The sequence below is a fragment of the Methylobacterium sp. yr668 genome, assembly GCF_900116245.1.
Classification (GTDB): domain Bacteria; phylum Pseudomonadota; class Alphaproteobacteria; order Rhizobiales; family Beijerinckiaceae; genus Methylobacterium.
The window spans coordinates 136,202-158,388 of record NZ_FOZY01000014.1 but is presented as its reverse complement, the minus strand read 5'-3'; the positions used below and the strand labels follow the sequence as shown (position 1 = coordinate 158,388).

Sequence of the window (22,187 nt, the reverse complement as noted above, 5' to 3'; positions counted from 1 at the left end):
GTCCAGCGGCAACAGGGTATGCCGGCGGAAGGCGACGATGGTCGCCTCGTCCTCCAGTGTCAGGACCGTCGACCGAGCTTCTTTCGGCCCCATGGCAGCATCGGCCGTCGACTGCCGTCCGCGCCATTTCTGGATCGTCGTCGGGCTGACGCCGTAGCGCTTGGCCGCCGCTCTCACACTCTCTTGACGTAGCTGTATTGCGCGACGGATCGCCTCCGTCGTGCGGGCGCTGCCGTGGAGAATTTGGCCCATAGCGCATCCCTCGCCGCATGGTGGTCAACTGTACCACCACATCGCGGGATCAAACACCTAGTCTGGACGCCCTGCTCAGCCAGCCGGTCGCGCAGCTCGCGAAGGAAGAGACGCGGCTCCTGCTTGGAGATCCTCAGGATCAGCCCGGCATGCGCCTCGATGCGCTTCGAGGTGTGATCGCCGCCCATCGGCTTGGGCGCGACATGGCCCTCTTGGTGCGAGCGCTGCGACCAGCGGCTGGCGCTGGACACGCTGACCCCAAAGCGAGCTGCGGCTCGGTGGCACGAGTGATCGGCCCCCACGAGGTGGTCCAAGGTCAAAGTTAGTGCAGGGTTGGTCGCTGGACCACAGCGAGCTTGGCTGGTGCAGCCGGCCTAGCGGCTATAGCTGGCACGAACGCCTCTGGCGCTGGCGGCCGATAGCCCAATGCGCCATGCGGTCGAACCGTATTGTAGTGCCGTCGCCAGCCCTCGATCATGATCTGCGCCTCCTTGAGCGTGTAGAAAATCTCGCCATTCAGAAGTTCATTGCGTATCTGTGCATTGAAGCTCTCGACATACCCGTTCTCCCACGGTGAGCCGGGGGTAATGTAGGCGGTCTTTGCGCCCACCGAAGTGACCCAGGACTGCACCGACTTGGCGATGAACTCCGGGCCGTTGTCTGAACGAATGTGAGCCGGCACGCCGCGCAGGATGAATAGGTCGGACAGAACATTGATCACGTCGGCCGCCTTGAGCTTGCGATCCACCCGGATGGCCAGGCACTCGCGGCTGAATTCGTCGAGGACGTTGAGCATCCGGAACTTGCGCCCGTCGTGGGTGCGCGCCTCGACGAAGTCGTAGGACCAGACGTGATTGCGGTGCTCCGGGCGCAGCCGCATACAGGAACCATCCCCGTCCCACAGCCGTGCGCGCTTGGGCTGCTTGGCCGGGACCTTCAGCCCCTCCTGCCGCCAGAGGCGCTCGACCCGCTTGTCGTTGACCCACCAGCCAGCCGCCCGCAGCAGGGCAGCGACCTTCCGGTAGCCGTAGCGCCCGTAGGTGCGGGCAAGTTCGATCAACTCGGCCACGAGCGCGGCCTCGTCATCTCTGCCCCGCGGCAGCTTGCGCTGTGTCGAGCGATGCTGGCCGAGCGCACGACACGCGCGGCGCTCGGAGACCTTCAGCACGGTCCGAACATGCTCGATACAGGTGCGTCGGCGCGCGGGGCTGGTCAGTTTCCCCGGGCGGCCTCCTGCAGGATCAGCTTGTCGAGCGTAAGATCCGCGATCGCCTTCCGGAGCCGCTGGTTCTCGGTCTCCAGATCCTTCATCCGCCGGACCTGATCCGACTTCAGGCCGCCGTACTCACGCCGCCAGCGGTAGTACGTCACCTCGCTCACGCCGATCGCGCGGATCGCCTCCGCCACGCTCTGGCCTTGGCCGACCAGCACGTCCGCCTGCCGCAACTTCGCGACGATCTCCTCAGGCTTGGGTCGCTTCCTCGACATCGATCCGTCCTCCAGGCTCGAAAGCCATACCAAAGGGCGGACCACTCTCGCGGGGGTGGATCACGAGGCCCCTGCCGCCACGGCAGCCACGACACGCTCGCGTAAGTCGACCGACAGAGGTGAAGGCATGGGCATGCTCCTTCACCCGGCAACGCGCCACCCGCTAACCTGTCGCAAGCCGCCCGGGACCGGCTCTAGCTCGCGACTTCGGCGATTCATGCCGCGCGGTAGAGGGCATAGGCCTACCCGAATGCAGCCCTGATGCCGATGGCGGTGTCCGGCTTGGTGCAAGTGAATGCGGGAATTCAGCGGACCATCACGGTGGCCGTCAGCACTTGGGCGTGGGTCTGCTGTGATGCGCCCGCCCATCCTCTCCGTCCTGGTGGAGCTCGCCTACATCCCCATGAACTCGGCCTCCACACTGGCGCCCAAGAGGATCAGATTTGATCTGGCCGCGCGAGCCACCCCAGCCTCATCGCAATCGTGCGTGGCCTTGCAGGTCTTGCCGGGGCATGCCGCATTGGCCAACGAAGCTGGCTCCCTACACCAATGATTCAGACCCAGGGTTCGTGAAACCCGGAGAGACGCCGGCGGCCCTGGCACACGGCTGCCTCCTATTTCGGCGGCCCTCTTGTCGCTTGTCTTCCGGGCTCGTGTAGCCGCGTACCACAGCTCAGATTGCAGCCTGGGCGAGCATGTGTCATTCGATGATCTGCCGGTCAATTTAACGTGATCAACCATGCTCACAAAGTTGCTCAAGAATAGATTCCGCGCGAGCGTCGAGCAAAAGCCAAAGTTCGCGTTAGTGCAGTATGCAGCTGGCGGTGCACACCAAGAGATGCTTAACCTTACAAAAGAGCGTCACAGAGCTTATTGTGAACAAATAGGCGCTGAATATTTGTGCGACCATGCGGATACAAGCGACGAAAGGACATTTCACTGGAGGAAGATTAGGCTCATAGAAGATGCCCTCGTCTTAGGATTCGACAAGGTTATATGGCTCGATAGCGATGCCGTTATTGTGGACACTAAGGTGAATCTTTTCGATTTGATTGGATACGGGATAGGGGTTTGTGAATGTTTCGACTCGCCCACGATCCAGCGGCACCTCAATACTGGTGTTGTCTGGGCCGTCAACTCGCCGGAAGTTCTCGATTTCGTCAGAGAATGGAATCGCACGCCTCGTAACAGCGAAAATGCGTGGCAGGATCAAAATGCCTTTATCCAGCTGATGAAGGGGCGTCCTTACCGAGACCTACTCACCGTGTTGCCGAATAGGTTCAATCACGTCGAATTGCATATGGAGGCGCGAGATCCGGTCGTTCGCCATTATGCAGGAGACCCAGACAGAATTGCGAAAATGTGCGCTCTGTTGCGAAGTATATAGCACCGGATGCATTGGCCGTCGTTGATTGACCGATCAGCTCAAGATAGAAGTTGGGCTGTTCTGTTTTTACCATTTGCTGAATTTACCAGTCTCGATACCCTCGGCTGAGCACAGGCAGTTACCGGGTCAACCATGCACTTCGAGATCCGATCCACCGGCCGCCATCTCTGGACCTGGGTGCTGCTTGACGCGGAGCATATGACGGTGATGGAATCGGATCGGACCTGCCCGTCCGAGGCACAGGCATCCGCCGCCGCGCTCGCCTTCTCGCAGCTTGTGACGCGGGCTGGCAACACGCTGACCGCGCCGACGTCAGGTGGCCTACTTTAGGCCCTGGGCTCAAGCCCGCCGCGACGCCGCTCGGCTTGATCCTCGGCCGCGTGCTGCTGCTTCATGGCGATCAGCAGGTTGAGGTAGGCGATGGCATCCTCGTGGGTTTGCATGGCCCGCACGTCGCCGATCGCCTGCCCAATCTGCCATCGGTGCCAGGACCGCAGGTCGGACAGCGCCTGCACGTAGCCCTTCTGCTCGTCGGTCACGTGCCGCCCTGCACCAGCGGCAGCCCTGTCCGCGCGCTCCAAGCTTTCGCTCGGGCGCATGCGGCGGCCAACGCTTCGATCGCCTCGTCCCGGGTGTCAGCCATTCCCTTCAGCGGGCGCACGCCTTCGGCCTCGTGCCCGCGCTGGCAGCCGGTGCAGCTCCACGTCCATGTGCCATTCTGTGGGCCGCCGTCGGTCCGCTTGATGCGGCCGACGTGCTGGCCGGCTTCCTCGGCCACGAAGTCGTGGTGCGTGTCCGGGAACGTGCGGCGCCACGTGAAGGTCACGGCTCAGCGCTCTTGCGGATCCCGAGCGTGATCAGCAACTCGCGTTCACCAGGGGTCAGGTGCCATGCTCGCCGGCCAGTGCGGCCGCGAGTGGCGCGCTGCTCGACGTAGCCGAGCTCTTCCAGGATCGGCATGACGGTCGGGTAGGCCTCATGCCGCAGGCCGCCAAGGTTCTCGGCGACGGCGCGCAGAGCCTCAAGGTGACGGCCGCGCATCGGGGCTTTTGGTTCGGAAGGCATGGCGGCGCCGGCCTATCGCGAGACGCCGTCCTCGGCCAGCCCGCGGCTCGTTGCCAGGCGCCACAGCTCGGCATTCGGGAAGGCCAGGTCGCCGGTGTGCTAGCGGTTGAGATCGTCATTGACCGGGGCCACCGTGACTCCGGCGGCCCGCAGTGCCCCGACTGCTGAGGCACGCATCGATTGGTAGCTACCGCAGCAAACTCCTAATTGGTATTAATGTATCGCAGATAATCGACCGGGGGGTGAGCGCGTTCGCGTCCGATCCTTCGCATGGTGTCAACGGCGCTCTCCGACATCGAGAACAATGAGATAAGGGTGTCAAGCTCATCGTTCCGAGCAGCGGGACCTATTACTCCCAATCCAGAAGATGTTGCTGTTGCCAGCCAAAGCTTCATATTCGGGCTGCCCGTCTGAACGTATGCTTCTTTTAACGCCCCAGACAGGTCGAACGTAAGCACATCATGGAAAATATACGTCGTGTTAGGACCGCAGAGCGAAAAGACGCTGGAAAAATCTTTAATGACGCTTTCTTTATCATGCATGCCGTCGATAAGCACAAGATCCGGAACTTCGGTAAATTCCGATGCAACAACCCTATCATTGTCTTGAGGCGAGTAGCCCTTCACGACTTTGCAATTCAGATTGTGGCGCATTGCAATGGAATTGGTAAGATCGATGCCGGCCTCAGGCTCGATGGCAATTATATTTGCCTGCCCGAGCATCAAACTTAAACCTATGGTGCTCCAACCAAGTCCGTTGCCGATAATGAATACATTTTTAGCTGAAATGTTGCGGCATATCTGTCCAATTAATAGTAATTCGTCGTATCCAATGCCTGAATGTGGCGTCAGGAGACTGCCGTCCCTGTGATATTGTACAAACTGCGCACTCCTTACATTGTTGCAAAGGTAAGAATTAACACCTTGCGTAATCTCTATTCCTTCTGCGGCATAGATAGTTCTTACTCGACGGAGTAGCGAAAAATACTCGCCTTCTACGTTTGAGGCCGAAGCAACATTAGATTTGTTTCTTGATGGCCATTTTGAAATTAAAGCCGCAATTGCCTCCAGGTACTTCATCAACTTCTCCGAGAGCAAAGTGCAGAGTTGCACCGTCCAAAAGACGGAGGCCGCCTAGGTTTCCGCTTTCTCACCCTTTCAACGGATGCACCAGCAGGATTTCGATCCGCGCCATGTTGCGCTTCGAGGCTGTCTTGTCGTGGTCGGCGCCTCGGCGGCCCGGGTGTTGGTGCGGACCGTCTCGACGAGGTCAAGGGTCCAGCCCTTCGCGAGTGGGTAGTCATCGGTCGCTAGATCCGCGAGCACCGCATCAACCGCGGCGTCGATCTCCTGGTCGCTGATCCTCGGCGGCATTGTGCGGTTCGGAGATGATCGGGGGTTCTTTGGCCACGGGGTGGCCTATTGCAACCTAGTCGTCGTCGAGTTCACCAGAGCGAGGCGTAGAGCCAGCTCCATCAGCTCAGCGTCCGACAGAGACTCGCCGTCAACCAACCGGAGGGGATAGCTTTTGCTCCAGGGTTCGACCTTGCAGCCATAGGCTCGGAGCGCCGCAGCACATTTGTAAATCGGGCTTTGGGGTTCGCTCATGAGGCTGGGCGAGCGAGTGGAGTAGAGCGGCGTCGATACTGCACCGTGTACCGCTGACATGCCGGCTGCCGAGACGTTTGGCGCCATCGGCCGTCCGGCATGCTGTTTCCACCCGTTTCCCGCCTCTAGGCGTTCATCTTGCTAACGACGTGCTTGATAAGCAACAATCCGATGGTGGCTGAGGTTAAGGCAAACATCACAACGTAAAGTCCATCAACTTGGATGCCTGCATACGGATAATAAGCCGACCTGACCCATTCAGCGCACTGGAGCGCGGGATTGTATTTCATCCAATAGTAAATCTTGTCGGGCATGTAGCTTGGTAGAAACATCACGCCACTAGAGACATAAAGAATAATACTAAACAGAGCGTAGCCAATCATCCATCCTGGGAAGAAGCCAATAATAGCGACATTGATGGTTCCGATGCCAATGCCGAGTAGGATGGCGGCTACATATCCGCACATGGCAGTGAATGGATCTGCTGGGATAGGATTGCTGCCAATCGCGACTAGCACCGAGACGACTACTAAGAGCGCTAGAAAACCTGTTACGATCTCGACAAGGATGCGAGACAAAACGACATCGAATAATTTTACTTGTGGATAATAGGTTAGTGGTCGGTTCATGATCACTGACTTCATAACTTCGCGCGAGATGTACTGAAAAACTAGAACTGGAACTGCACCTGTCGCGAAGAATAAAGCTCTGTTGTCGCCCAACGGTGCGGCGAGTTTCTGAAACGTATAAATTGCGATCAGCATGAAGACGTGAACGCATGGCCAGAGCACGACGACGCCATAACCCCACAAAGACGCCCCAAATCGGGTTCGCATGTCTCGAAGGATCAGCGCGTGCAGGACGTGCAGATACGACTCGGCTGGGGTTTTCTCGTACCGAGCCGCGATTGGAAGTTCCATGGTACCTAGCCTCGATCGCTCGGCACTCCTCTCAGCAAAAAAGCGGGCGAAAGTGCGTTGACGGAGCGTCAAACGGTTTCGCTGACCGTCGAGGCCTTGAGCTTGGCCGCTGCGTCATGCTGCGGACCAGTTGGAGAGCCGCTGCCCCACCGCTGGTAAGCCTCCCACCTTAAGCTAAGGGGCTCGCCGTCCGATGGGCCCTGGCATGTCGGGAGAGATCCTTTGAACGGTCCGCCGACTCTTCAAGCCAACCCGACGAGCGAATCAGACCAAAATCCGCATCACCTGCTGGGAGTGCACCGTTCAGGTTGGAGGTACCGACGCCGGGAGCGTGCCCATTGGTGGGGCAGCTGGTGGGGTAGGATCCCCAAGCCAGAAAATTCTTCAATAAAATCAAAGCAAATTGGCGGAGGGAGCGGGATTCGAACCCGCGATACCGTTTCCGGTATACACACTTTCCAGGCGTGCGCCTTCAACCACTCGGCCACCCCTCCGTCCGCGAACCGAGCACCCGGGCGCGCACGCGGCGCGCTGGGCGCGGCCAGGGCCGCGCGGTGCCGTGCTGTTAGCCGGGTGTGCCGTCCGGCGCAAGGCGCTGACGGCCGGGCGATGCGAAAACCGCCCGGCCGCGTCCCTCACCCCTCGCCTCACGCCTCGGCGTCGTCGAGGTGGAAGCGGACATGCTCCACGTTCGCCCGCTCGAAGGCCTGCATCACGTGCTGGTAGGAGCGCTCCATGGCGTTGTCCTCGACCCCGGGGCTGTCCTCAGGCTTCAGCACGAACATAAGGAGGGAGCGCCCGGTCACGTCGTAGCCGGAGCCGAACTTGAAGCTCTCCACGTCCTGGCTGTCGGGCAGATTGGTGTCGAGGAGCCGCGTCCAGGCCACGCCGCCGACCGATTTCGGCAGCGTGAACGTCACGAGGTCGTGGTAGGCGTTGAACATGATCAGCAGCGTCGCGTCGCCGCCGCGGCGATGCAGGCCGGTGGCCTGGGCGCGCCCGTCGAGCTGGACCGCGAAGGCCCGGGCCTCGCCGTCCGACCAGTTCTCGCCCGCCATCTCGCTCCCGTCCGGCCGCAGCCACGTCACGTCCTTGACGCCGAACTCCTCGTCGTACTGGCCGGTGAGGAACCGCCCGCGGCTCAGGATCGGCAGGGCGTTGCGCAGGATGATCAGACGCTGGGTGAACTCGGCGAGATCCCGCTCCTCGTCGCCGATCGCCCCCCAGTCGAGCCAGGAGACCTCGTTGTCCTGGCAGTAGGCGTTGTTGTTGCCCTTCTGGGTCCGGGCGAACTCGTCGCCGGCGAGCAGCATCGGCGTGCCGCGGGACAGGAACAGGGTCGCCAGCATGTTGCGCATCTGGCGCAGGCGCACCGCACGGATCTCCGGATCGTCCGTCGGGCCCTCCACCCCGTAATTGTACGAGAGGTTGTGCGAGTGGCCGTCGCGGTTGCCCTCGCCGTTCGCCTCGTTGTGCTTGTCGTTGTACGAGACCGTGTCATGCAGGGTGAAGCCGTCGTGGGCGGTGAGGAAGTTCACCGAGGCCCAAGGCTTGCGCCCGCGCTTGTTGAACTTGTCGGCCGAGCCCGAGACGCGCGCCGCCAGATCCGGCAGCAGCCCGCCGTCGCCCTTCCAATAGGCGCGGACGTCGTCGCGGAACCTGTCGTTCCACTCGGCCCAGCCGGGCGGGAAGCCGCCGACTTGATAGCCGCCCGGTCCGCAATCCCACGGCTCGGCGATCAGCTTGACGTTGTTGAGCACCGGGTCCTGCCGGCAGGTGTCGAGGAAGCCGCCGCCCTCGTCGAAACCGTAGGGCTCGCGGCCCAGGATCGTGGCGAGGTCGAAGCGGAACCCGTCCACCTGCATTTCCTGCGCCCAGTAGCGCAGGGAGTCGGTGACGAGCTGCAGCACCCGCGGATGCGACAGGTTGAAGGTGTTCCCGGTGCCGGTGTCGTTGATGTAGTAGCGCGGATCGTTCGGCAGCAGCCGGTAGTAGGAGGCGTTGTCGACGCCCTTGAACGACAGGGTCGGACCCTTCTCGTTGCCCTCGGCGGTGTGATTGTAGACCACGTCGAGGATCACCTCGAGGCCGGCGCCGTGGAAGCGCGAGACCATCTCCTTGAACTCGGAGAAGGCGAAATCCGGCACCGCGGCGTAGCGCCGTGCGGGGGTAAAGAACGAGATCGTGTTGTAGCCCCAGTAATTCACCAGGTCCTTCTGCTGCAGGTAGTCGTCCTGCACGAAGGCGTGGACCGGCAGCAGCTCAACCGAGGTGACACCGAGGCTCTTGATGTAGTCGAGCACGTCCCTTGTGCCGAGGCCGGCATAGGTGCCGCGCAGCTTCTCCGGCACCCGCGGGTCGAGCTTGGTCATGCCCTTGACGTGGGCCTCGTACACGATGGTCTTCTCCCAGGGGATCAGCGGCTTGCGGTGCCGCCCCCAGGTGAAGGCCGGGTCGATGACGCGGGAGCGGCGCGTGTAGGGGGCGCTGTCGCGCTCGTCGAAGGTCAGGTCGTCGCCCGTCTCCATCTGGTAGCCGAACAGGGCCGGGTTCCAGGTGATCGAGCCGACGAGCCCCTTGGCGTAGGGGTCGATCAGCAACTTGTTGGGGTTGAACCGGTGGCCGGCCTTCGGCTCGTAGGGGCCGTGGACGCGGTAGCCGTAGATCGTGCCGGGGCGCGCGTCGGGCAGGTAGCCGTGCCAGATCTCGTCCGTGTACTCGGGCAGCTCGATGCGCTCGATCTCCTGCTCGCCCTGGTCGTCGAACAGGCAGAGCTCGACCTTGGTGGCGTGGGCCGAGAACAGCGCGAAATTGACCCCGAGCCCGTCCCAGGTGGCGCCGAGGGGATAGGGTTGGCCTTCCTGGATGCGCGAGCGGGTCGCGCGGGCCTGCGATGCGGGACGACGGGAATCGGGCATGGACACTCCGGAACGCGACCCGCCCGGCCACGTGCCGCTGCGGGGAGCCCCTGGTGAACGTGCCGGAAACAGCGAAGCTCCCGCAGTGCCGCAAAAATCGCGGGGCGTGACGACCGCGCCTCCCTCAGTTCAGAGCCGCTTCCGTGAAGCTCCGGTCCACAGCCCGGCCGACGTCGAGCGTCTTCGACAGGATGCCGTACCGTGTCGCCCGGTCCGAGGCGTCCTGGACCTCCTTGACGACGGCCTCGTCGAGCGCTATCGGGCGCGTCCGCTGCGCCGTGTAGGCCGCGCGCAGGACGTCCTCCGGCATCTTGGTCAGCGCGGCCGTGTTCCGGGCGTAGGCGTCGAGGTGGTCCAGCGACCAGAGCCGCGCCCGGTTCAGGCGGCTCAGGAAATCCTGCAGGGCCGCCCGCTTGGTGGCGATGGCGCTGTCCGAGGCGACGATGAAGGTGATGGTCGGCGTGAGGCCGGCGCCGTCCGCGATCGGCCGGGCCTTGTCCTTGAGCGTCGCGAACGCGACGTAGGGCTCCCAGACCGCCCAGGCATCCACCGAGCCGGCCATCAGCGCGACTTTGGCGTCGACCGGGTTAAGTGGCGCGAACGTGGCCTCGGACGGCGCGATCCCGGCCTTCTCCAGCGTCGCGCTGATCAGGAACTGGCCCCAGCCGCCGCGAGTGCCGGCGAGCCGCTTTCCCTTCAGGTCGGCGGCCGAGCGGATCGGCGAATCCGCGCGGACCAGGATCGCCTGCGTCCGCGGATCCGACTTGGTGCCGCCGATCGCCTTGATCGGCGCCCCGGCCGCGACGCCGGTGAGGAAGGAGAGGTCGCCGGTGTAGCCGACATCGAGGGCGCCGGCGTTGAGCGCCTCCAGGATCGGCGCGGCGGCGGGGAATTCCGACCACGCGATCCGGTAGGGCAGATCCTTCGCGTCGCCGGCGATCTCGAGGAGCGACCGGTTCCCGCCCTTCTGATCGCCGACCCGCAAGACGACCTCCTCCGCGCTGGCGGTCACCGCGGCCAGCGTCGTCATGGCTAGCGTCAGTGCGGCGGCGAGCAGCGCTCCGGCGAGCCGGCGGCTGCCGGGACGCGCGTGAGATCCGATGAGCATGAGGCCTGCCGCGATCCGCTGCCCGCGTTGTGCGGTTCTGTTCTGTGGAAAGCCAAGTTTATGCTTGCCGTCAGGGCGGTCAATGAAACGAAAATCTGTATTTCCCGCGGTCGATGCGCGAGATGACATCCGATCGACCTCCGCGGGGAGACGAATGTCTTTCCCCGCGCGCCGCGGCGGTCAGCGGGCGGGCGGGAACGCGTCCGCCAGGTAGGCCCGCACGAAGCCCGGCATCCGCGCGGCGTCGATGTCGTCGCGGCCCCGCACCACGTGCATCCGGGCGAGTTCCGGCTCGGCCTCGGCGCCGAGATGGTCGGCGATCCGCGCCACGAGCCGCGCGGCCGGCTCGGGGAAGCGCACCGGCCGCAGGAAGGCGAGCTGGCCCTCCCCCTCCAGCAGCACCCAGTCCGTCTCGGCCTCGTCCGGCAGCGCGAGGCCGGTCTCCTCGGCGAGTTCCCGGGCGGCGCTGCCAGTGAGATCGACCTGCGCCCCGCGCACGTCGTCCGGATCCGGTGTGCCGCAGGGGAAGTAGAGCTGGCCGGCATTGGCCGTGTGGGCGCCCATCTCACCGAGCAGGACGGCGCCGTCCGCCGTCCAGGGCACGATCGCCGCGAAGGCGTTGGCGATGCGCGCATCGGGGTGGGGCCTGTCCCGGTAGTAGGTGAAGGTCGCGTAGCGCGTCGCGAACAGGTCGAGCCGGGCGACCCCGTCGGCGACCGCGTGGTCGCAGCACAGCAGGACGGTCCCGTCGAACATGCCGGGGCTGCGGCGCAGCCGGGTCTGCCAGTGGGCCGCGATGGCGGCTTCGTGCACGCGCGGGAAGGCCCAGTCGTGGTCTACGAACCGCGCCGCCACCTCCGCGACGCGGGTGATCCGGAAGCCGTCGGAGACGCCGTCGGAGGAGCCTTCAGACATGCAGGCTGCCGTCCGACAGGATCACGGCGGCGCCGCCGATCTCGACGCCCTGCAGGGCGCCGGCCGCGATCGTGAGCTGGAGCGCGATGTCGCTCGGCCGCCCCATCGCCTCGCCCTGGCGGATCGCCACGTCGTGGGTGCCGTCGCCCAGCGCCTCGAACTGCATCAGCACCCCCGCGAAGGCGGAGGCCGCCGAGCCGGTGGCGGGATCCTCCGGCACGCCGACATTCGGCGCGAACATGCGGACGCGCCAGCGCTGACCGGTGCCCTCGGGATCCGGGGCGTAGAGGTAGAGCCCGTCGGCCGGATCGGGCGCCTGGGCCGTCCGGGCGGCGTCGAGGGCGGCGACCGACGCCACCGGCACGCAGGTGAAGGTCGGCCCCACGCCGTGGCGGCTCGGGGCGTGCCGGCCGGTGCCGATGTCGCCGGGTTCGAGGCCCAGGAGCCGCGCCAGCGCGGCGGGATCGGGGCCGGGACCGAGGTAGTCCGGCAGGACCGGGAGGCGGAACCGGGCCCGGCCGCCGGTCCCGTCCGCCAGGGTCTCGACCACGCAGGGGACGATGCCGATCCCCTCCTCCAGGCCGAAGGCCCGGGCATCGCCCCGTGTCGGGTCCTGCAGCGCCAGGAGCACGGCGGTGCCCAGCGTCGGGTGGCCGGCGAAGGGAAGCTCCCGGGCGGGGGTGAAGATGCGCAGCGCCGCCCGGTGCCGGGCCTCCGCGGGCGGAAGGACGAAGACCGTCTCCGACAGGTTGAACTCCCGCGCGATGGCCTGCATGGCTGCGGTGTCGAGCCCCTCCGCGTCGAGCACCACGGCGAGGGGATTGCCGGCGAGCCTCCGCTCGGTGAACACGTCGAGGGTGACGAAGCGGCGCGCCATCGTGTCGATCCTTTGCTCTCTGCGGACTTGGGCGGAGCGATTCGCCGGGGGGCCTCAGACCGCCTCGACCGGAAACCGCGCGCTCGGGTTCACGTACTCCTCCTGCGCGGCGACCGTCAGGATCTCCCGCGACCCCGCCTCGGCGGTGCGCTTGAGCAGCCCGTAGATCGAGGCCGCCGCCGCGCCCAGCGCCGCCTCGGCCGAGCCGGTCCGGGCGTAATGCACCAGGAACAGCGCCGCGATGCAGTCGCCGGCCCCGTTCACCGCGATGGCGAGCCGCGGCGTCCGGACCCGGAACACCCGCCCCTCCGCGCCCGCGAGCAGGTCGATGCTGTCGGCGGGCGTGTCGGCGCAGAGCGCCGAGGTGACCAGGACCACCCGCGGCCCGCGCGTCTGGAGCGCCGCGATCGCGGCCCCGGCCTCCGCCAGGGTGCCGCTCGGCATGCCGGTGAGCAGGCCGAGCTCGAACTGGTTGGGGGTGAGGATGTCGGCGGCCGGGACCGCGCGCTCGCGCAGGAACGCCTCGATGCCGGGCCGAACGTAGACGCCCTCCTCGACGTCGCCGATCACCGGGTCGCAGCAGTAGAGCGCCCGCGGGTTCGCCGCGCGCACGGCGTCCACTGCCTCCAGGATCGCTCCGCCGATCTCGGCCGAGCCCATGTAGCCCGACAGGACCGCGTCGCAGCCGCCCAGGACCCCGCGCTCGCCGATGCCGCGCACCACCTCGCGGATCATCGCCGCGTCGAAGACAGGGCCGCGCCACGCGCCGTAGCCGGTGTGATTGGAGAACTGCACCGTGTGGACCGGCCAGACCTCGACCCCGAGCCGCTGCATCGGGAACACCGCGGAGGCGTTGCCGACATGGCCGTAGGCGACGTGGGACTGGATCGACAGGACGTTCAACGCGGGACTCGCTCGTTGTCCCGCTACGGTTAGCCGGTTCCCGCGCCGGCCGCACCCCTGTCCCTTGCCGCCCTCCCCCGCGCGCCTCAGATGGGACCAACCCGCCCCCTATCCCTACAGCCCCGTTCGGAGCCCCATGGACATCGAAGCCCTGCGCACCTCGACCCTCGCCTTCGTGGAGGCGCACAAGGCCTGGACGCCGGTCATCGCGGGCGGCCTCGCCTTCTGCGAATCGATCGCGATCCTGTCGCTGTTCGTCCCGGCGACCGTGATCCTGGTCGGCATCGGGGCCCTCGTCGGCGGCGCCGACATCCCGTTCTGGCCGGTGGTGATCGCCGCGGCGCTCGGGGCCGCCCTCGGCGACTGGATCTCCTACGAGGCCGGGCGCTGGCTCGGGCCGGGGGCGAAGACCAAGTGGCCGCTGCGGCGCTATCCCGAGCTCATGGCCAAGGCCGAGGCCTTCATCGGCCGGTGGGGCATCGCCGCGGTGGCCCTGGGGCGCTTCTTCGGGCCGGCCCGCGCTCTGGTCCCGCTCTTTGCCGGGATCCTCGGCCTGGCGCGGCTGCCGTTCCAGCTGGCCAACGTCGCCTCCGCGCTGGTCTGGGCCTTCGTCCTTCTGGCCCCCGGGGCCGGGCTGCTCACGTGGCTCGACCGGTGATGCGGCTCGACCGATGATCCGGCCCGACCGCTGATGCGCCGCTTCCCGCCCGAGCGGATCGTCTGCCTCACCGAGGAGACGGTCGAGACCCTGTACCTCCTGGGCGCGGAGGACAGGATCGTCGGCGTCTCGGGCTACGCGGTGCGCCCGCCCCGGGTCCGCCGGGAGAAGCCGCGCGTCTCCGCCTTCACCAGTGCGGACATTCCGAAGATCCTGGCGCTGGCGCCGGACCTCGTCCTGGCCTTCTCGGACCTCCAGGCCGGCATCGTCGCCGACCTCGCCCGCGCGGGCGTGGCGGTCCACCTGTTCAACCAGCGCGACGTGGCGGGCTGCCTCGCGATGGTGCGCACGCTCGGCGCCCTCGTGGGCCTGCCGGAGCGGGCCGAGACCCTGGCGGCGGGCCTCGAGGCGCGGCTGGCCGCGGCCGCCGCGGAGGTGCGGGAGCGGCCGCCCCCGCGCGTCTACTTCGAGGAGTGGGACGCGCCGATGATCTCCGGCATCGGCTGGGTCTCGGACCTGATCGGCCTCGCGGGCGGCCGGGACGTCTTCCCAGAGCTGAGCCGCCAGCCGGCCGCGAAGGACCGGATCGTCACCGCCGAGCAGGTGATCGCGGCCGCGCCCGACGTGATCCTCGCCTCGTGGTGCGGCAAGCGGGTCAACGCCGAGCGCATCCGGTCCCGGCCCGGCTGGGCGGCGATCCCGGCGGTGCGCGACGGGCGCATCCACGAGATCAAGTCGCCGCTGATCCTGCAGCCCGGCCCGGCCGCCCTCACCGACGGGTTCGACGTGATCCGGGCCTGCCTCGGGTAATCGCGTTAAAGAGTTGCGTGGGGCGATGCCGCGCCGCAGGTGACGGACCGGGCGCGACTTGGCAGGATGTCCCGATTCGGTACAGACGCACCCGCAGACGCATCCCCGAGCTCGATGTCCGCTTCCCTCGGCCTTCCCGATTCCGCGCCCCCGGCCGTCGAGGCGCTGCTGCCGCCCGACCGGCGGCAATCGCCCACGGCCCTGCGCATCCAGCGCGGCGTGCGCCGGCTGTTCTCCGAGATGGGGTGCGTCAGCCTGCCGGAATTCTCTCTCGTCAACGGCCGCCGCGCCGACGTGATCGCGCTCTGCGGCGCCGGCAAGCTCACCATCGTGGAGATCAAGTCGAGCGTGGCCGATTTCCGCGCCGACCGGAAATGGCCGGATTACCGCGACTTCTGCGACCGGTTCTTCTTCGCCATCCCGGAGGACGTGCCCGAGTCGCTGATCCCGGAAGAGTGCGGCCTGATCGTCGCCGACGCCTACGGGGCCGGGATCCTGCGGGAGCCGCCGGAGCACCCGCTGAGCGGCGCCCGCCGCAAGGCCGTGACGCTGCGCTTCGCCCACAGCGCCGCGCGCATCCTGCACGCGCTGGCCGACCCGGGCGCCGTGCGGGAAGGGGCACTCTAGGGCGCGGCCCGCACCGCGACCCTCGGCGAACCTTCGGCCGACGCGGTATTCATCCGACAAGGAAACGTCCTAGAACGGCCGAGCTTGCCGGGCCTCCGGCGCCGGGCCCGATCCACCGATGACATCCGTCGCCCTGTTCGAGCTGATCCTCGGTCTCCTCGGCGCGGCCCTGCTGCTGTCGCTGGCGGCCGGGCGCCTCGGTTTCCCGCCGGCCGCCGCCCTCGTCGTCGGCGGCATGACGCTGGCGGTGGTGCCGGGCCTGCCGGCCTTCGATCTCGATCCGGACCTGATCATGGTCCTGTTCCTGCCGCCGCTCCTGCTCGAATCCGCCTACTTCACCGTCTGGCGCGACTTCCGCGCGAGCCTCGGCCCGATCCTGTCCTTGTCCCTCGGCGCGGTCCTGTTCACGACCCTCGTGGTCGGGCTCGTCGCCCACGCGGTGGTGCCGTCCCTGCCCTGGCCCGCCTGCTTCGCCCTCGGCGCCATCGTCTCGCCGCCGGACGCGGTCGCCGCCAAGGCGGTGCTGGCGCGCGTCGCCCTGCCCCGCCGGATGATCACGGTCCTGGAGGGCGAGAGCCTCGTGAACGACGCCTCGGGCCTCGTGCTCTACCGCTTCGCGGTGGCGGCGGCGCTCACCGGCACCTTCAGCGCCTGGGCGGCGGCCGGCAGCTTCGCGTGGCTCGCGGTGGCGGGTGTCGCGGTCGGGATCGCGTGCGGGGTGGCGGTGACCCTGGTGATACGCCGGATGCACGACGCCAACGCCATCACGGTGCTGAGCTTCCTCGCCGCCTACGTCGCCTACCTCGCGGCCGAGGAGATCCACGCCTCCGGCGTTCTGGCCGTGGTCGCTTGCGGCCTGATGATGGGCGGCCGGGAGCACGAGACCTTCGACGCGCATGCCCGCCGCCATTCCGTGGCGGTGTGGGAGTTCGTGGTCTTCGTGCTGGAGGCCCTGGTCTTCGTGCTGATCGGCTTGGCGCTCCGCGGCGTGCTCGCCCGGACCGGCGGCCAGATGGGCGCGCTCGCGGCGGAGCTGCCGCTGGCGCTCGCCGTCACGGCGACCTGCGTCGTCGCCCGTCTGCTCTGGGTGTTCCCGGCCGTCTACCTGCGGCGGCTCCTGTCGCCGCGGGTCCGCGCGCAGGAGCCCGCCCCGAACCCGGCCGTTCCGCTGATCGTCGGGTGGGCCGGCATGCGCGGGGTCGTCACCCTGGCGGCCGCCCTGGCGCTGCCGGTGGACTTCCCCGGCCGCGACGCGATCCTGGTCGCGGCCTTCGCGGTGATCCTGTTCACCGTGCTCGTGCAGGGCACGACTCTGGGGCCGCTGATCCGAAGCCTCCGCCTCGACCCCGCGGCGCACCTCCCCGAGGGCCACCTCGACGCGCCGATGGCCCGCGTCGTCGTGAACGAGGCCGGGCTCGCCGCCCTACAGGGCTTGGTGTTCGCCGAGACCGGGGCGCTGAAGCACCCGCGCCTCGTGGAGGAGTACCGTCGCCGGGTGCGGGCGGCCTCGCGGGACCGCGACGAGCGGGCGGCGCTGGAGGCCGAGAAGACCGAGCACTTCGCCGCCGCCCTGCTCGCCGTGCGCTCAGGCCGGTCGGCCCTGATCGACCTGCACCGGCAGAACCGGATCCACAGCTCGGTGCTGCGGCAGCTCGAGACGGAGATCGACTTGGAGGAACTCCATCTCAAGCGTCTGGCCGGGACCGCACCGGCCCACGGCTGAGTCGGGGCGCTGGCGTCAGTGGGCCGCGCACCCGTCCGCCGACTGGCCGTAGCCGCTGTAGACCACCCGGACCTTGCGCAGGCAGCTTCCCTCAGCCTTCGGCGCGGCCGCCACGGGGGCGACCTCTACCGGCTCGACCCGCAGGGTGGCGGCCACCGGCTGGTCTTCGGAAGTGGCGAGCGCACGGCTGGCGCTCATCACGAAGGGCGTGGCGGCCAGCGACGAGATGGCGAGCGCGGCGAAGACGGCGATGTTCTTGCGGCCGAAGCTGGTGCGGATGCGAGCATTGTACATGACGGGTCGTCCGACGTTCTGTATTCGGCAGCGCTGAGGTGCCGAGATCCCCTGTTGCGCTGATAACTTGGCCGTCAGCTCGGCGGTTCCGGTTTATTGCCAAAAAACCGCCACGCTTGGGTGTCCCGGCGCACGTCGGGCGCCGGCGCTCAGAAGATCCTGCGGTACTGAACGAAGCCCGACTTCTCGGCGATCCGGTCGTAGAGCTGCATCGCGTCCGCGTTGGTCTCGTGCGTCAGCCAGTGGACGCGCGAGCAGCCGGCGGCCTGCGCGGCCGCGTAGACGTGCTCGATCAGCCGACGGCCGATCCCGAGCCCGCGCGTGCCGTCCGCCACGAACAGGTCCTGGAGGTAGCAGTAGTCGCCGATCGTCCAGGCCGAGCGGTGGCGGATGTGGTGGACGAGGCCGACCGCCTCGGCACCGCGCCACGCCAGGGCGCCGTCCACCGGTTCGGCCGGATCGTTGAGGCGCTGCCAGGTCGTGTCGGTGACCGCGTCCGACAGGTCGACCTTGTAGAAGGACTGGTAGCCCCGCCAGAGCGGCAGCCAGGCGTCCCGGTCGCCGGGGCCGATCGGGCGGATCGCGAGGTCAGGATCCATGATTCTCTCCGTGGGTGCGCAGCCAGCGGACCATCATCGGCACCGCGTAGGCAACCCGGGCTGCCCGCGCCCCGCCCCCTCGGTCGACACCCTTCGCCTTGCACCCCCGGCCGCCCGCACCTAAACCGGCCCGCCGGCGGCCCCAGCCGCCGCGCGATCCCGAGCCGCCGAGACCGATGTCCGAGAAAAAATCCTTCCAGGGTCTGATCCTGACGCTTCAGGAATTCTGGGCGGCGCAGGGCTGCGTGATCCTCCAGCCCTACGACATGGAGGTCGGTGCCGGTACGTTCCATCCGGCCACGACCCTGCGGGCACTCGGCCCGAAGCCCTGGAAGGCAGCCTATGTCCAGCCCTCGCGCCGGCCCAAGGACGGCCGCTACGGCGAGAACCCGAACCGGCTCCAGCACTATTACCAGTTCCAGGTGATCCTGAAGCCGAACCCGCCGAACCTGCAGGAGCTCTACCTCGCCTCGCTCGCCGCCATCGGCGTCGACCTCAAGCTCCACGACATCCGCTTCGTCGAGGACGACTGGGAGAGCCCGACCCTGGGCGCCTGGGGCCTCGGCTGGGAGTGCTGGTGCGACGGGATGGAGGTCAGCCAGTTCACCTATTTCCAGCAGGTCGCGGGCTTCGAGTGCGCGCCGGTGGCGGGCGAGCTGACCTACGGGCTGGAGCGGCTCGCCATGTACGTCCAGGGCGTCGAGAACGTCTACGACCTCGACTTCAACGGCGCCGAGGGCGCCGACCGGATCACCTACGGGGACGTGTTCCTGCAGGCCGAGCAGGAGTACTCCCGCCACAACTTCGAGGCGGCTGACACCGCGATGCTGTTCCGCCAGTTCACCGACGCGGAGGCCGCCTGCCGATCCTACCTCGCGGCCGGCGCGCCGGACGCGGAGGGTGAACGCCACCGCATGGCGCAGCCGGCCTACGACCAGTGCATCAAGGCGAGCCACGTGTTCAACCTGCTCGACGCGCGCGGCGTGATCTCGGTGACGGAGCGCCAGAGCTACATCCTCCGCGTGCGCGAACTGGCCAAGGCCTGCGGCGCGGCGTGGTTGAGGACCGCCGCCGGCGGGGCGTGAGGTCGTCGCTGGCGCTCGACCAGACGGCTGCGGACGACGCAGTCCGGAGTGCCCGGATGCGCCGCCGTCTTTGCGAGCGCAGCGAAGCAATCCAGGGTCGCGCCTCGCTGCCAGACGTCCCGACGCCCTGGGTCGCTTCGCTGTGCTCGCGATGACGGAGCTGCCCCTCATCGCGGAGCCCCTTGAGCCCTCGCGCGTTGCAACCCCCGCCAACCGGCGCGCCTCGGCGCGTCCGCAGACGCGGGACATGCCCAATGAAGAAGACGATCCTCGCCCTCAGCCTCCTCGGATTCGGCCTCGCCCCCGCGCTGGCGGCCGATCCCGGGCCTGAGGCCACGGTGAAGAAGCTCTACGCCGAGCCGCACCCGAATCACTCCTCCGTGTACTCGAAGCGCCTGCAGGGCCTGTTCGACGCCGACGCGAAGCAGGCCAACGGCGCCACCGGCAACCTCGATTTCGACTACCGCCTGAACGGCGAGCCCCTGAAGCCCGACACGGTGAAGAACCTGACCTTCAAGGAGGCCACCGAGGGCAAGGACCAGGCGAAGGTCACGGTCGAGCGCAAGGGCGGCAACGGCGCCAACGTCATCGTGTACGACCTCGTGCGCGAGGACGGCGGCTGGAAGGTCTCCGACGCCCACGCGATCGGCGACCGGAAGTGGCAGCTCTCGACCATCCTCAAGGGCGAGTCGCGCTGAGCCCCGCGCGCCGACCCTCGACAGGGGTGCGGCGCGGCGATATGGCCGCCCCATGCCCGACCTCCTGCTCGAACTCCGCTCGGAAGAGATCCCCGCCCGCATGCAGCGGCGCGCGGCGGAGGATCTGAAGAAGCTCGTCACCGACGCCCTCGTGGCGCGCGGCTTCCTGTACGAGGGCGCCCGGGCGTTCTCGACGCCGCGCCGCTTGGCGCTCCACATTGCCGGCCTCCCCGCCCGGGGCGAGGCCGTGCGCGAGGAGCGCCGCGGCCCGCGGGTCGGCGCGCCCGAAGCGGCCGTCCAGGGCTTCCTGAAGGGCGCGGGCCTGACGAGCCTCGACCAGGCCACGACCGTCACCGACCCGAAGAAGGGCGAGTTCTACCTCGCGGTGATCGAGCGGCCCGGCCGCGAGACGCTCGACGTGCTCGCCGAACTCCTGCCCGAGATCGTCAAGAGCTTCCCCTGGCCGAAATCCATGCGCTGGGGCGCGGCCTCGGCCGAGCCGGGCTCGCTGCGCTGGGTGCGCCCCCTGCAGTCGATCGTCGCGACCTTCGGGCCCGAGACGGAGACGCCGGAGGTGGTCCCCGTCTCGGTCGCCGGGATTGCGGCCGGCACCGTGACCTACGGCCACCGCTTCCTCGCCCCCGAGGCGATCGAGGTGCGCCGGTTCGACGACTACATCCAGGCGCTGGAGCGCGCGAAGGTCATCCTCGACGCCGACCGGCGCAAGGACGTGATCCTGCACGACGCCCGCGACCTCGCCTTCGCCCGCGGCCTCGACCTCGTGGAGGACGAGGGCCTGCTGGAGGAGGTGTCGGGCCTCGTGGAGTGGCCGGTGGTGCTGATGGGCTCGTTCGACGAGTCCTTCCTCGACATCCCCGCCGAGGCGATCCGGGCGACGATCCGGGCGAACCAGAAGTGCTTCGTGCTGCGCAAGGGCGGCTCGGAGGACCTGGCTCCGGCCTTCATCCTGGTCTCGAACCTCGTCGCCACCGACGGTGGCCAAGCGATCACCGCCGGCAACGAGCGGGTGGTCCGGGCGCGCCTGTCCGACGCGAAGTTCTTCTGGGAGACCGACAAGGCGACCCGCCTGGAGGACCGGCTGCCCAAGCTCGACGCCATCGTCTTCCACGAGAAGCTCGGGACGCAGGGCGAGCGCATCGCCCGAATCGCGGCCCTGGCGAAGGACCTCGCGCCGCTGGTGGGGGCCGACCCGGCGCTCGCCGAGCGCGCCGCGCGCCTCGCCAAGGCCGACCTCGTCACCGAGATGGTCGGCGAGTTCCCCGAGCTTCAGGGGTTGATGGGCCGCAAATACGCGGCGCTCCAGGGCGAGCACGACAGCGTCTGCGCGGCCATCGAGGAGCATTACAAGCCGCTCGGCCCCTCCGACCGGGTGCCGAGCGATCCGGTCTCGATCGCGGTGGCGCTCGCCGACAAGCTCGACACGCTCGCGGGCTTCTGGGCGATCGACGAGAAGCCCACGGGCAGCAAGGATCCGTTCGCCCTGCGCCGGGCGGCGCTGGGCGTGATCCGGCTGATCCTTGACCGCGGCCTGCGCCTGCGGCTGCTGGAGCAGGTCGGCGCGGCGGATCGCGGCCTCGCCGGGCGGGCCGGTGCCGACGCGCGGGATCTCCTCGGCTTCCTCGCCGACCGCCTGAAGGTCTATCTCCGCGATCAGGGCGCCCGCCACGACCTGATCGACGCCGTCTTCGCCCTCCCCGGCCAGGACGACCTGCTGATGGTCGTGCGCCGCGTCGAGGCGCTCGGCCAGTTCCTCGACACCGAGGACGGCAAGAACCTGCTCGCGGGCTACAAGCGTGCGGCCAACATCCTGCGGATCGAGGAGAAGAAGGACGGCCGCGCCTACGATTCCGCGCCGGACGCCGCTCTCGCTGCCGCGGGTGAGCCGGCCGAGCGCGCCCTGGCCGAGGCCCTGGCGAAGGCGCGGGAGACCGCCTCGGCGTCCATCGCCCGCGAGGATTTCGCCGGGGCGATGCAGGCGCTCTCGACGCTGCGCGCGCCGGTCGACGCGTTCTTCCAGGACGTGACCGTCAACGCCCCAGACCCGAAGCTCCGCGAGAACCGCTTGGCCCTGCTCAACGCGCTGCGCGCCGCGACGCGGGAAGTTGCGGAGTTCGCGAAGATCGAGGGGTGAGGCGCAGACCACCGCAGCCCCATCCTACCATCCCCCCCCTCATCCTGAGGTGCCGGAGCGTCGCGGAGGCCTCGAAGGAGGGCTCCTTCGAGGCTCGCTGC

22 protein-coding genes, 1 tRNA gene and 1 pseudogene are annotated in these 22,187 nt (G+C 67.7%); 8 read left to right on the top strand and 16 right to left on the bottom strand.

Annotated features, from left to right (window positions below; all coding sequences use genetic code 11):
• The 3 genes and pseudogenes from BM419_RS18580 to BM419_RS18570 all read right to left on the bottom strand — a co-directional run.
• Positions 1-252 (bottom strand): helix-turn-helix domain-containing protein (locus tag BM419_RS18580; protein WP_139257074.1); only part of this gene is annotated, 252 nt, incomplete at its 3' end.
• Positions 253-311: 59 nt separating this feature from the next.
• Positions 312-539 (bottom strand): annotated as a pseudogene (locus BM419_RS18575) (IS630 family transposase); the annotation flags it as partial.
• Between the two features lie 35 nt (positions 540-574).
• Positions 575-1,740 (bottom strand): IS3 family transposase gene (locus BM419_RS18570; protein ID WP_091927304.1). Its coding sequence is split into 2 segments (ribosomal slippage): positions 575-1,476 and positions 1,476-1,740, totalling 1,167 coding nucleotides; the frame shifts between segments, so codons are not numbered across the junction.
• Between the two features lie 1,519 nt (positions 1,741-3,259).
• Between BM419_RS18570 and BM419_RS18560 the strand changes: the two genes are divergently transcribed.
• Positions 3,260-3,457: a hypothetical protein gene (locus BM419_RS18560; protein ID WP_091927302.1), complete on the top strand. Its 198-nt coding sequence runs from the start codon at positions 3,260-3,262 to the stop codon at positions 3,455-3,457.
• On the opposite strand, the gene BM419_RS18555 is transcribed toward BM419_RS18560, so the two are convergent.
• The 11 genes from BM419_RS18555 to pdxY all read right to left on the bottom strand — a co-directional run bounded on the left by BM419_RS18555 (position 3,454) and on the right by pdxY (position 13,440).
• Positions 3,454-3,666: a hypothetical protein gene (locus tag BM419_RS18555; RefSeq protein ID WP_091927301.1), complete on the bottom strand. Its 213-nt coding sequence runs from the start codon at positions 3,664-3,666 to the stop codon at positions 3,454-3,456. The two genes, BM419_RS18560 and BM419_RS18555, sit on opposite strands and share 4 nt — an antisense overlap.
• Positions 3,663-3,953, bottom strand: coding sequence for a hypothetical protein (locus BM419_RS18550; RefSeq protein WP_091927300.1), 291 nt, complete (start codon positions 3,951-3,953; stop codon positions 3,663-3,665). Before BM419_RS18550 ends, BM419_RS18555 begins: the two co-directional genes overlap by 4 nt.
• Positions 3,950-4,192 (bottom strand): hypothetical protein, encoded by a 243-nt coding sequence (locus BM419_RS18545; protein ID WP_091927299.1) that lies wholly within the window; start codon positions 4,190-4,192, stop codon positions 3,950-3,952. The genes BM419_RS18550 and BM419_RS18545 overlap by 4 nt, the downstream gene beginning before the upstream one ends.
• 203 nt (positions 4,193-4,395) lie before the next feature.
• Positions 4,396-5,271 (bottom strand): class I SAM-dependent methyltransferase, encoded by an 876-nt coding sequence (locus tag BM419_RS31675; protein ID WP_139257073.1) that lies wholly within the window; start codon positions 5,269-5,271, stop codon positions 4,396-4,398.
• Positions 5,272-5,924: 653 nt separating this feature from the next.
• The gene (locus tag BM419_RS18530) at positions 5,925-6,719 is read right to left on the bottom strand and encodes an ABC transporter permease (RefSeq protein WP_091927297.1); all 795 of its coding nucleotides are present in this window, start codon (positions 6,717-6,719) and stop codon (positions 5,925-5,927) included.
• 404 nt (positions 6,720-7,123) lie between these two features.
• Positions 7,124-7,213 (bottom strand) — tRNA-Ser (locus BM419_RS18525).
• A 153-nt stretch (positions 7,214-7,366) separates the two neighbouring features.
• Positions 7,367-9,637, bottom strand: coding sequence for a glycogen debranching protein GlgX (glgX, locus tag BM419_RS18520; protein WP_091927296.1), 2,271 nt, complete (start codon positions 9,635-9,637; stop codon positions 7,367-7,369).
• Positions 9,638-9,761: 124 nt separating this feature from the next.
• Positions 9,762-10,745, bottom strand: coding sequence for an ABC transporter substrate-binding protein (locus BM419_RS18515; RefSeq protein WP_091927295.1), 984 nt, complete (start codon positions 10,743-10,745; stop codon positions 9,762-9,764).
• Positions 10,746-10,925: 180 nt separating this feature from the next.
• A complete protein-coding gene (locus BM419_RS18510; RefSeq protein ID WP_091927294.1) occupies positions 10,926-11,660 on the bottom strand; it encodes an NUDIX hydrolase in 735 nt (244 codons plus the stop codon).
• Positions 11,653-12,537, bottom strand: coding sequence for a PhzF family phenazine biosynthesis protein (locus tag BM419_RS18505; RefSeq protein ID WP_091927293.1), 885 nt, complete (start codon positions 12,535-12,537; stop codon positions 11,653-11,655). The genes BM419_RS18510 and BM419_RS18505 overlap by 8 nt, the downstream gene beginning before the upstream one ends.
• A gap of 54 nt (positions 12,538-12,591) precedes the next feature.
• The gene (pdxY, locus tag BM419_RS18500; protein ID WP_091927292.1) at positions 12,592-13,440 is read right to left on the bottom strand and encodes a pyridoxal kinase PdxY; all 849 of its coding nucleotides are present in this window, start codon (positions 13,438-13,440) and stop codon (positions 12,592-12,594) included.
• Between the two features lie 136 nt (positions 13,441-13,576).
• Here pdxY and BM419_RS18495 point away from each other — a divergent pair, with 136 nt between their 5' ends.
• The 4 genes from BM419_RS18495 to BM419_RS18480 all read left to right on the top strand — a co-directional run bounded on the left by BM419_RS18495 (position 13,577) and on the right by BM419_RS18480 (position 17,258).
• Entirely contained in the window at positions 13,577-14,098 is a 522-nt protein-coding gene (locus BM419_RS18495; protein WP_056523547.1) for a DedA family protein, read from the top strand.
• Positions 14,099-14,131: 33 nt separating this feature from the next.
• Positions 14,132-14,908: a cobalamin-binding protein gene (locus BM419_RS18490; protein ID WP_091927291.1), complete on the top strand. Its 777-nt coding sequence runs from the start codon at positions 14,132-14,134 to the stop codon at positions 14,906-14,908.
• Positions 14,909-15,022: 114 nt separating this feature from the next.
• Positions 15,023-15,535 carry an MmcB family DNA repair protein gene (locus tag BM419_RS18485; protein WP_091927290.1) on the top strand — a complete coding sequence of 171 codons (513 nt, stop codon included), beginning with the start codon at positions 15,023-15,025 and terminating at the stop codon, positions 15,533-15,535.
• A 118-nt stretch (positions 15,536-15,653) separates the two neighbouring features.
• The gene (locus tag BM419_RS18480; RefSeq protein WP_091927289.1) at positions 15,654-17,258 is read left to right on the top strand and encodes a Na+/H+ antiporter; all 1,605 of its coding nucleotides are present in this window, start codon (positions 15,654-15,656) and stop codon (positions 17,256-17,258) included.
• Positions 17,259-17,273: 15 nt separating this feature from the next.
• Here BM419_RS18480 and BM419_RS18475 read toward each other — a convergent pair whose 3' ends face one another.
• Together BM419_RS18475 and BM419_RS18470 are read right to left on the bottom strand one after the other, a co-directional pair.
• A complete protein-coding gene (locus BM419_RS18475; protein WP_020092471.1) occupies positions 17,274-17,552 on the bottom strand; it encodes a hypothetical protein in 279 nt (92 codons plus the stop codon).
• A 149-nt stretch (positions 17,553-17,701) separates the two neighbouring features.
• On the bottom strand, positions 17,702-18,151 hold the full coding sequence (locus BM419_RS18470; protein ID WP_042671540.1) for a GNAT family N-acetyltransferase: 450 nt from the start codon (positions 18,149-18,151) through the stop codon (positions 17,702-17,704).
• Positions 18,152-18,327: 176 nt separating this feature from the next.
• Between BM419_RS18470 and BM419_RS18465 the strand changes: the two genes are divergently transcribed.
• From BM419_RS18465 to glyS, 3 genes are all read left to right on the top strand, one after another.
• Positions 18,328-19,236, top strand: coding sequence for a glycine--tRNA ligase subunit alpha (locus tag BM419_RS18465; protein ID WP_042671539.1), 909 nt, complete (start codon positions 18,328-18,330; stop codon positions 19,234-19,236).
• 254 nt (positions 19,237-19,490) lie between these two features.
• On the top strand, positions 19,491-19,934 hold the full coding sequence (locus tag BM419_RS18460) for a DUF3828 domain-containing protein (RefSeq protein ID WP_042671538.1): 444 nt from the start codon (positions 19,491-19,493) through the stop codon (positions 19,932-19,934).
• A 52-nt stretch (positions 19,935-19,986) separates the two neighbouring features.
• The gene (gene glyS / locus BM419_RS18455; RefSeq protein WP_091927288.1) at positions 19,987-22,086 is read left to right on the top strand and encodes a glycine--tRNA ligase subunit beta; all 2,100 of its coding nucleotides are present in this window, start codon (positions 19,987-19,989) and stop codon (positions 22,084-22,086) included.
• Positions 22,087-22,187 lie beyond the last annotated feature (101 nt).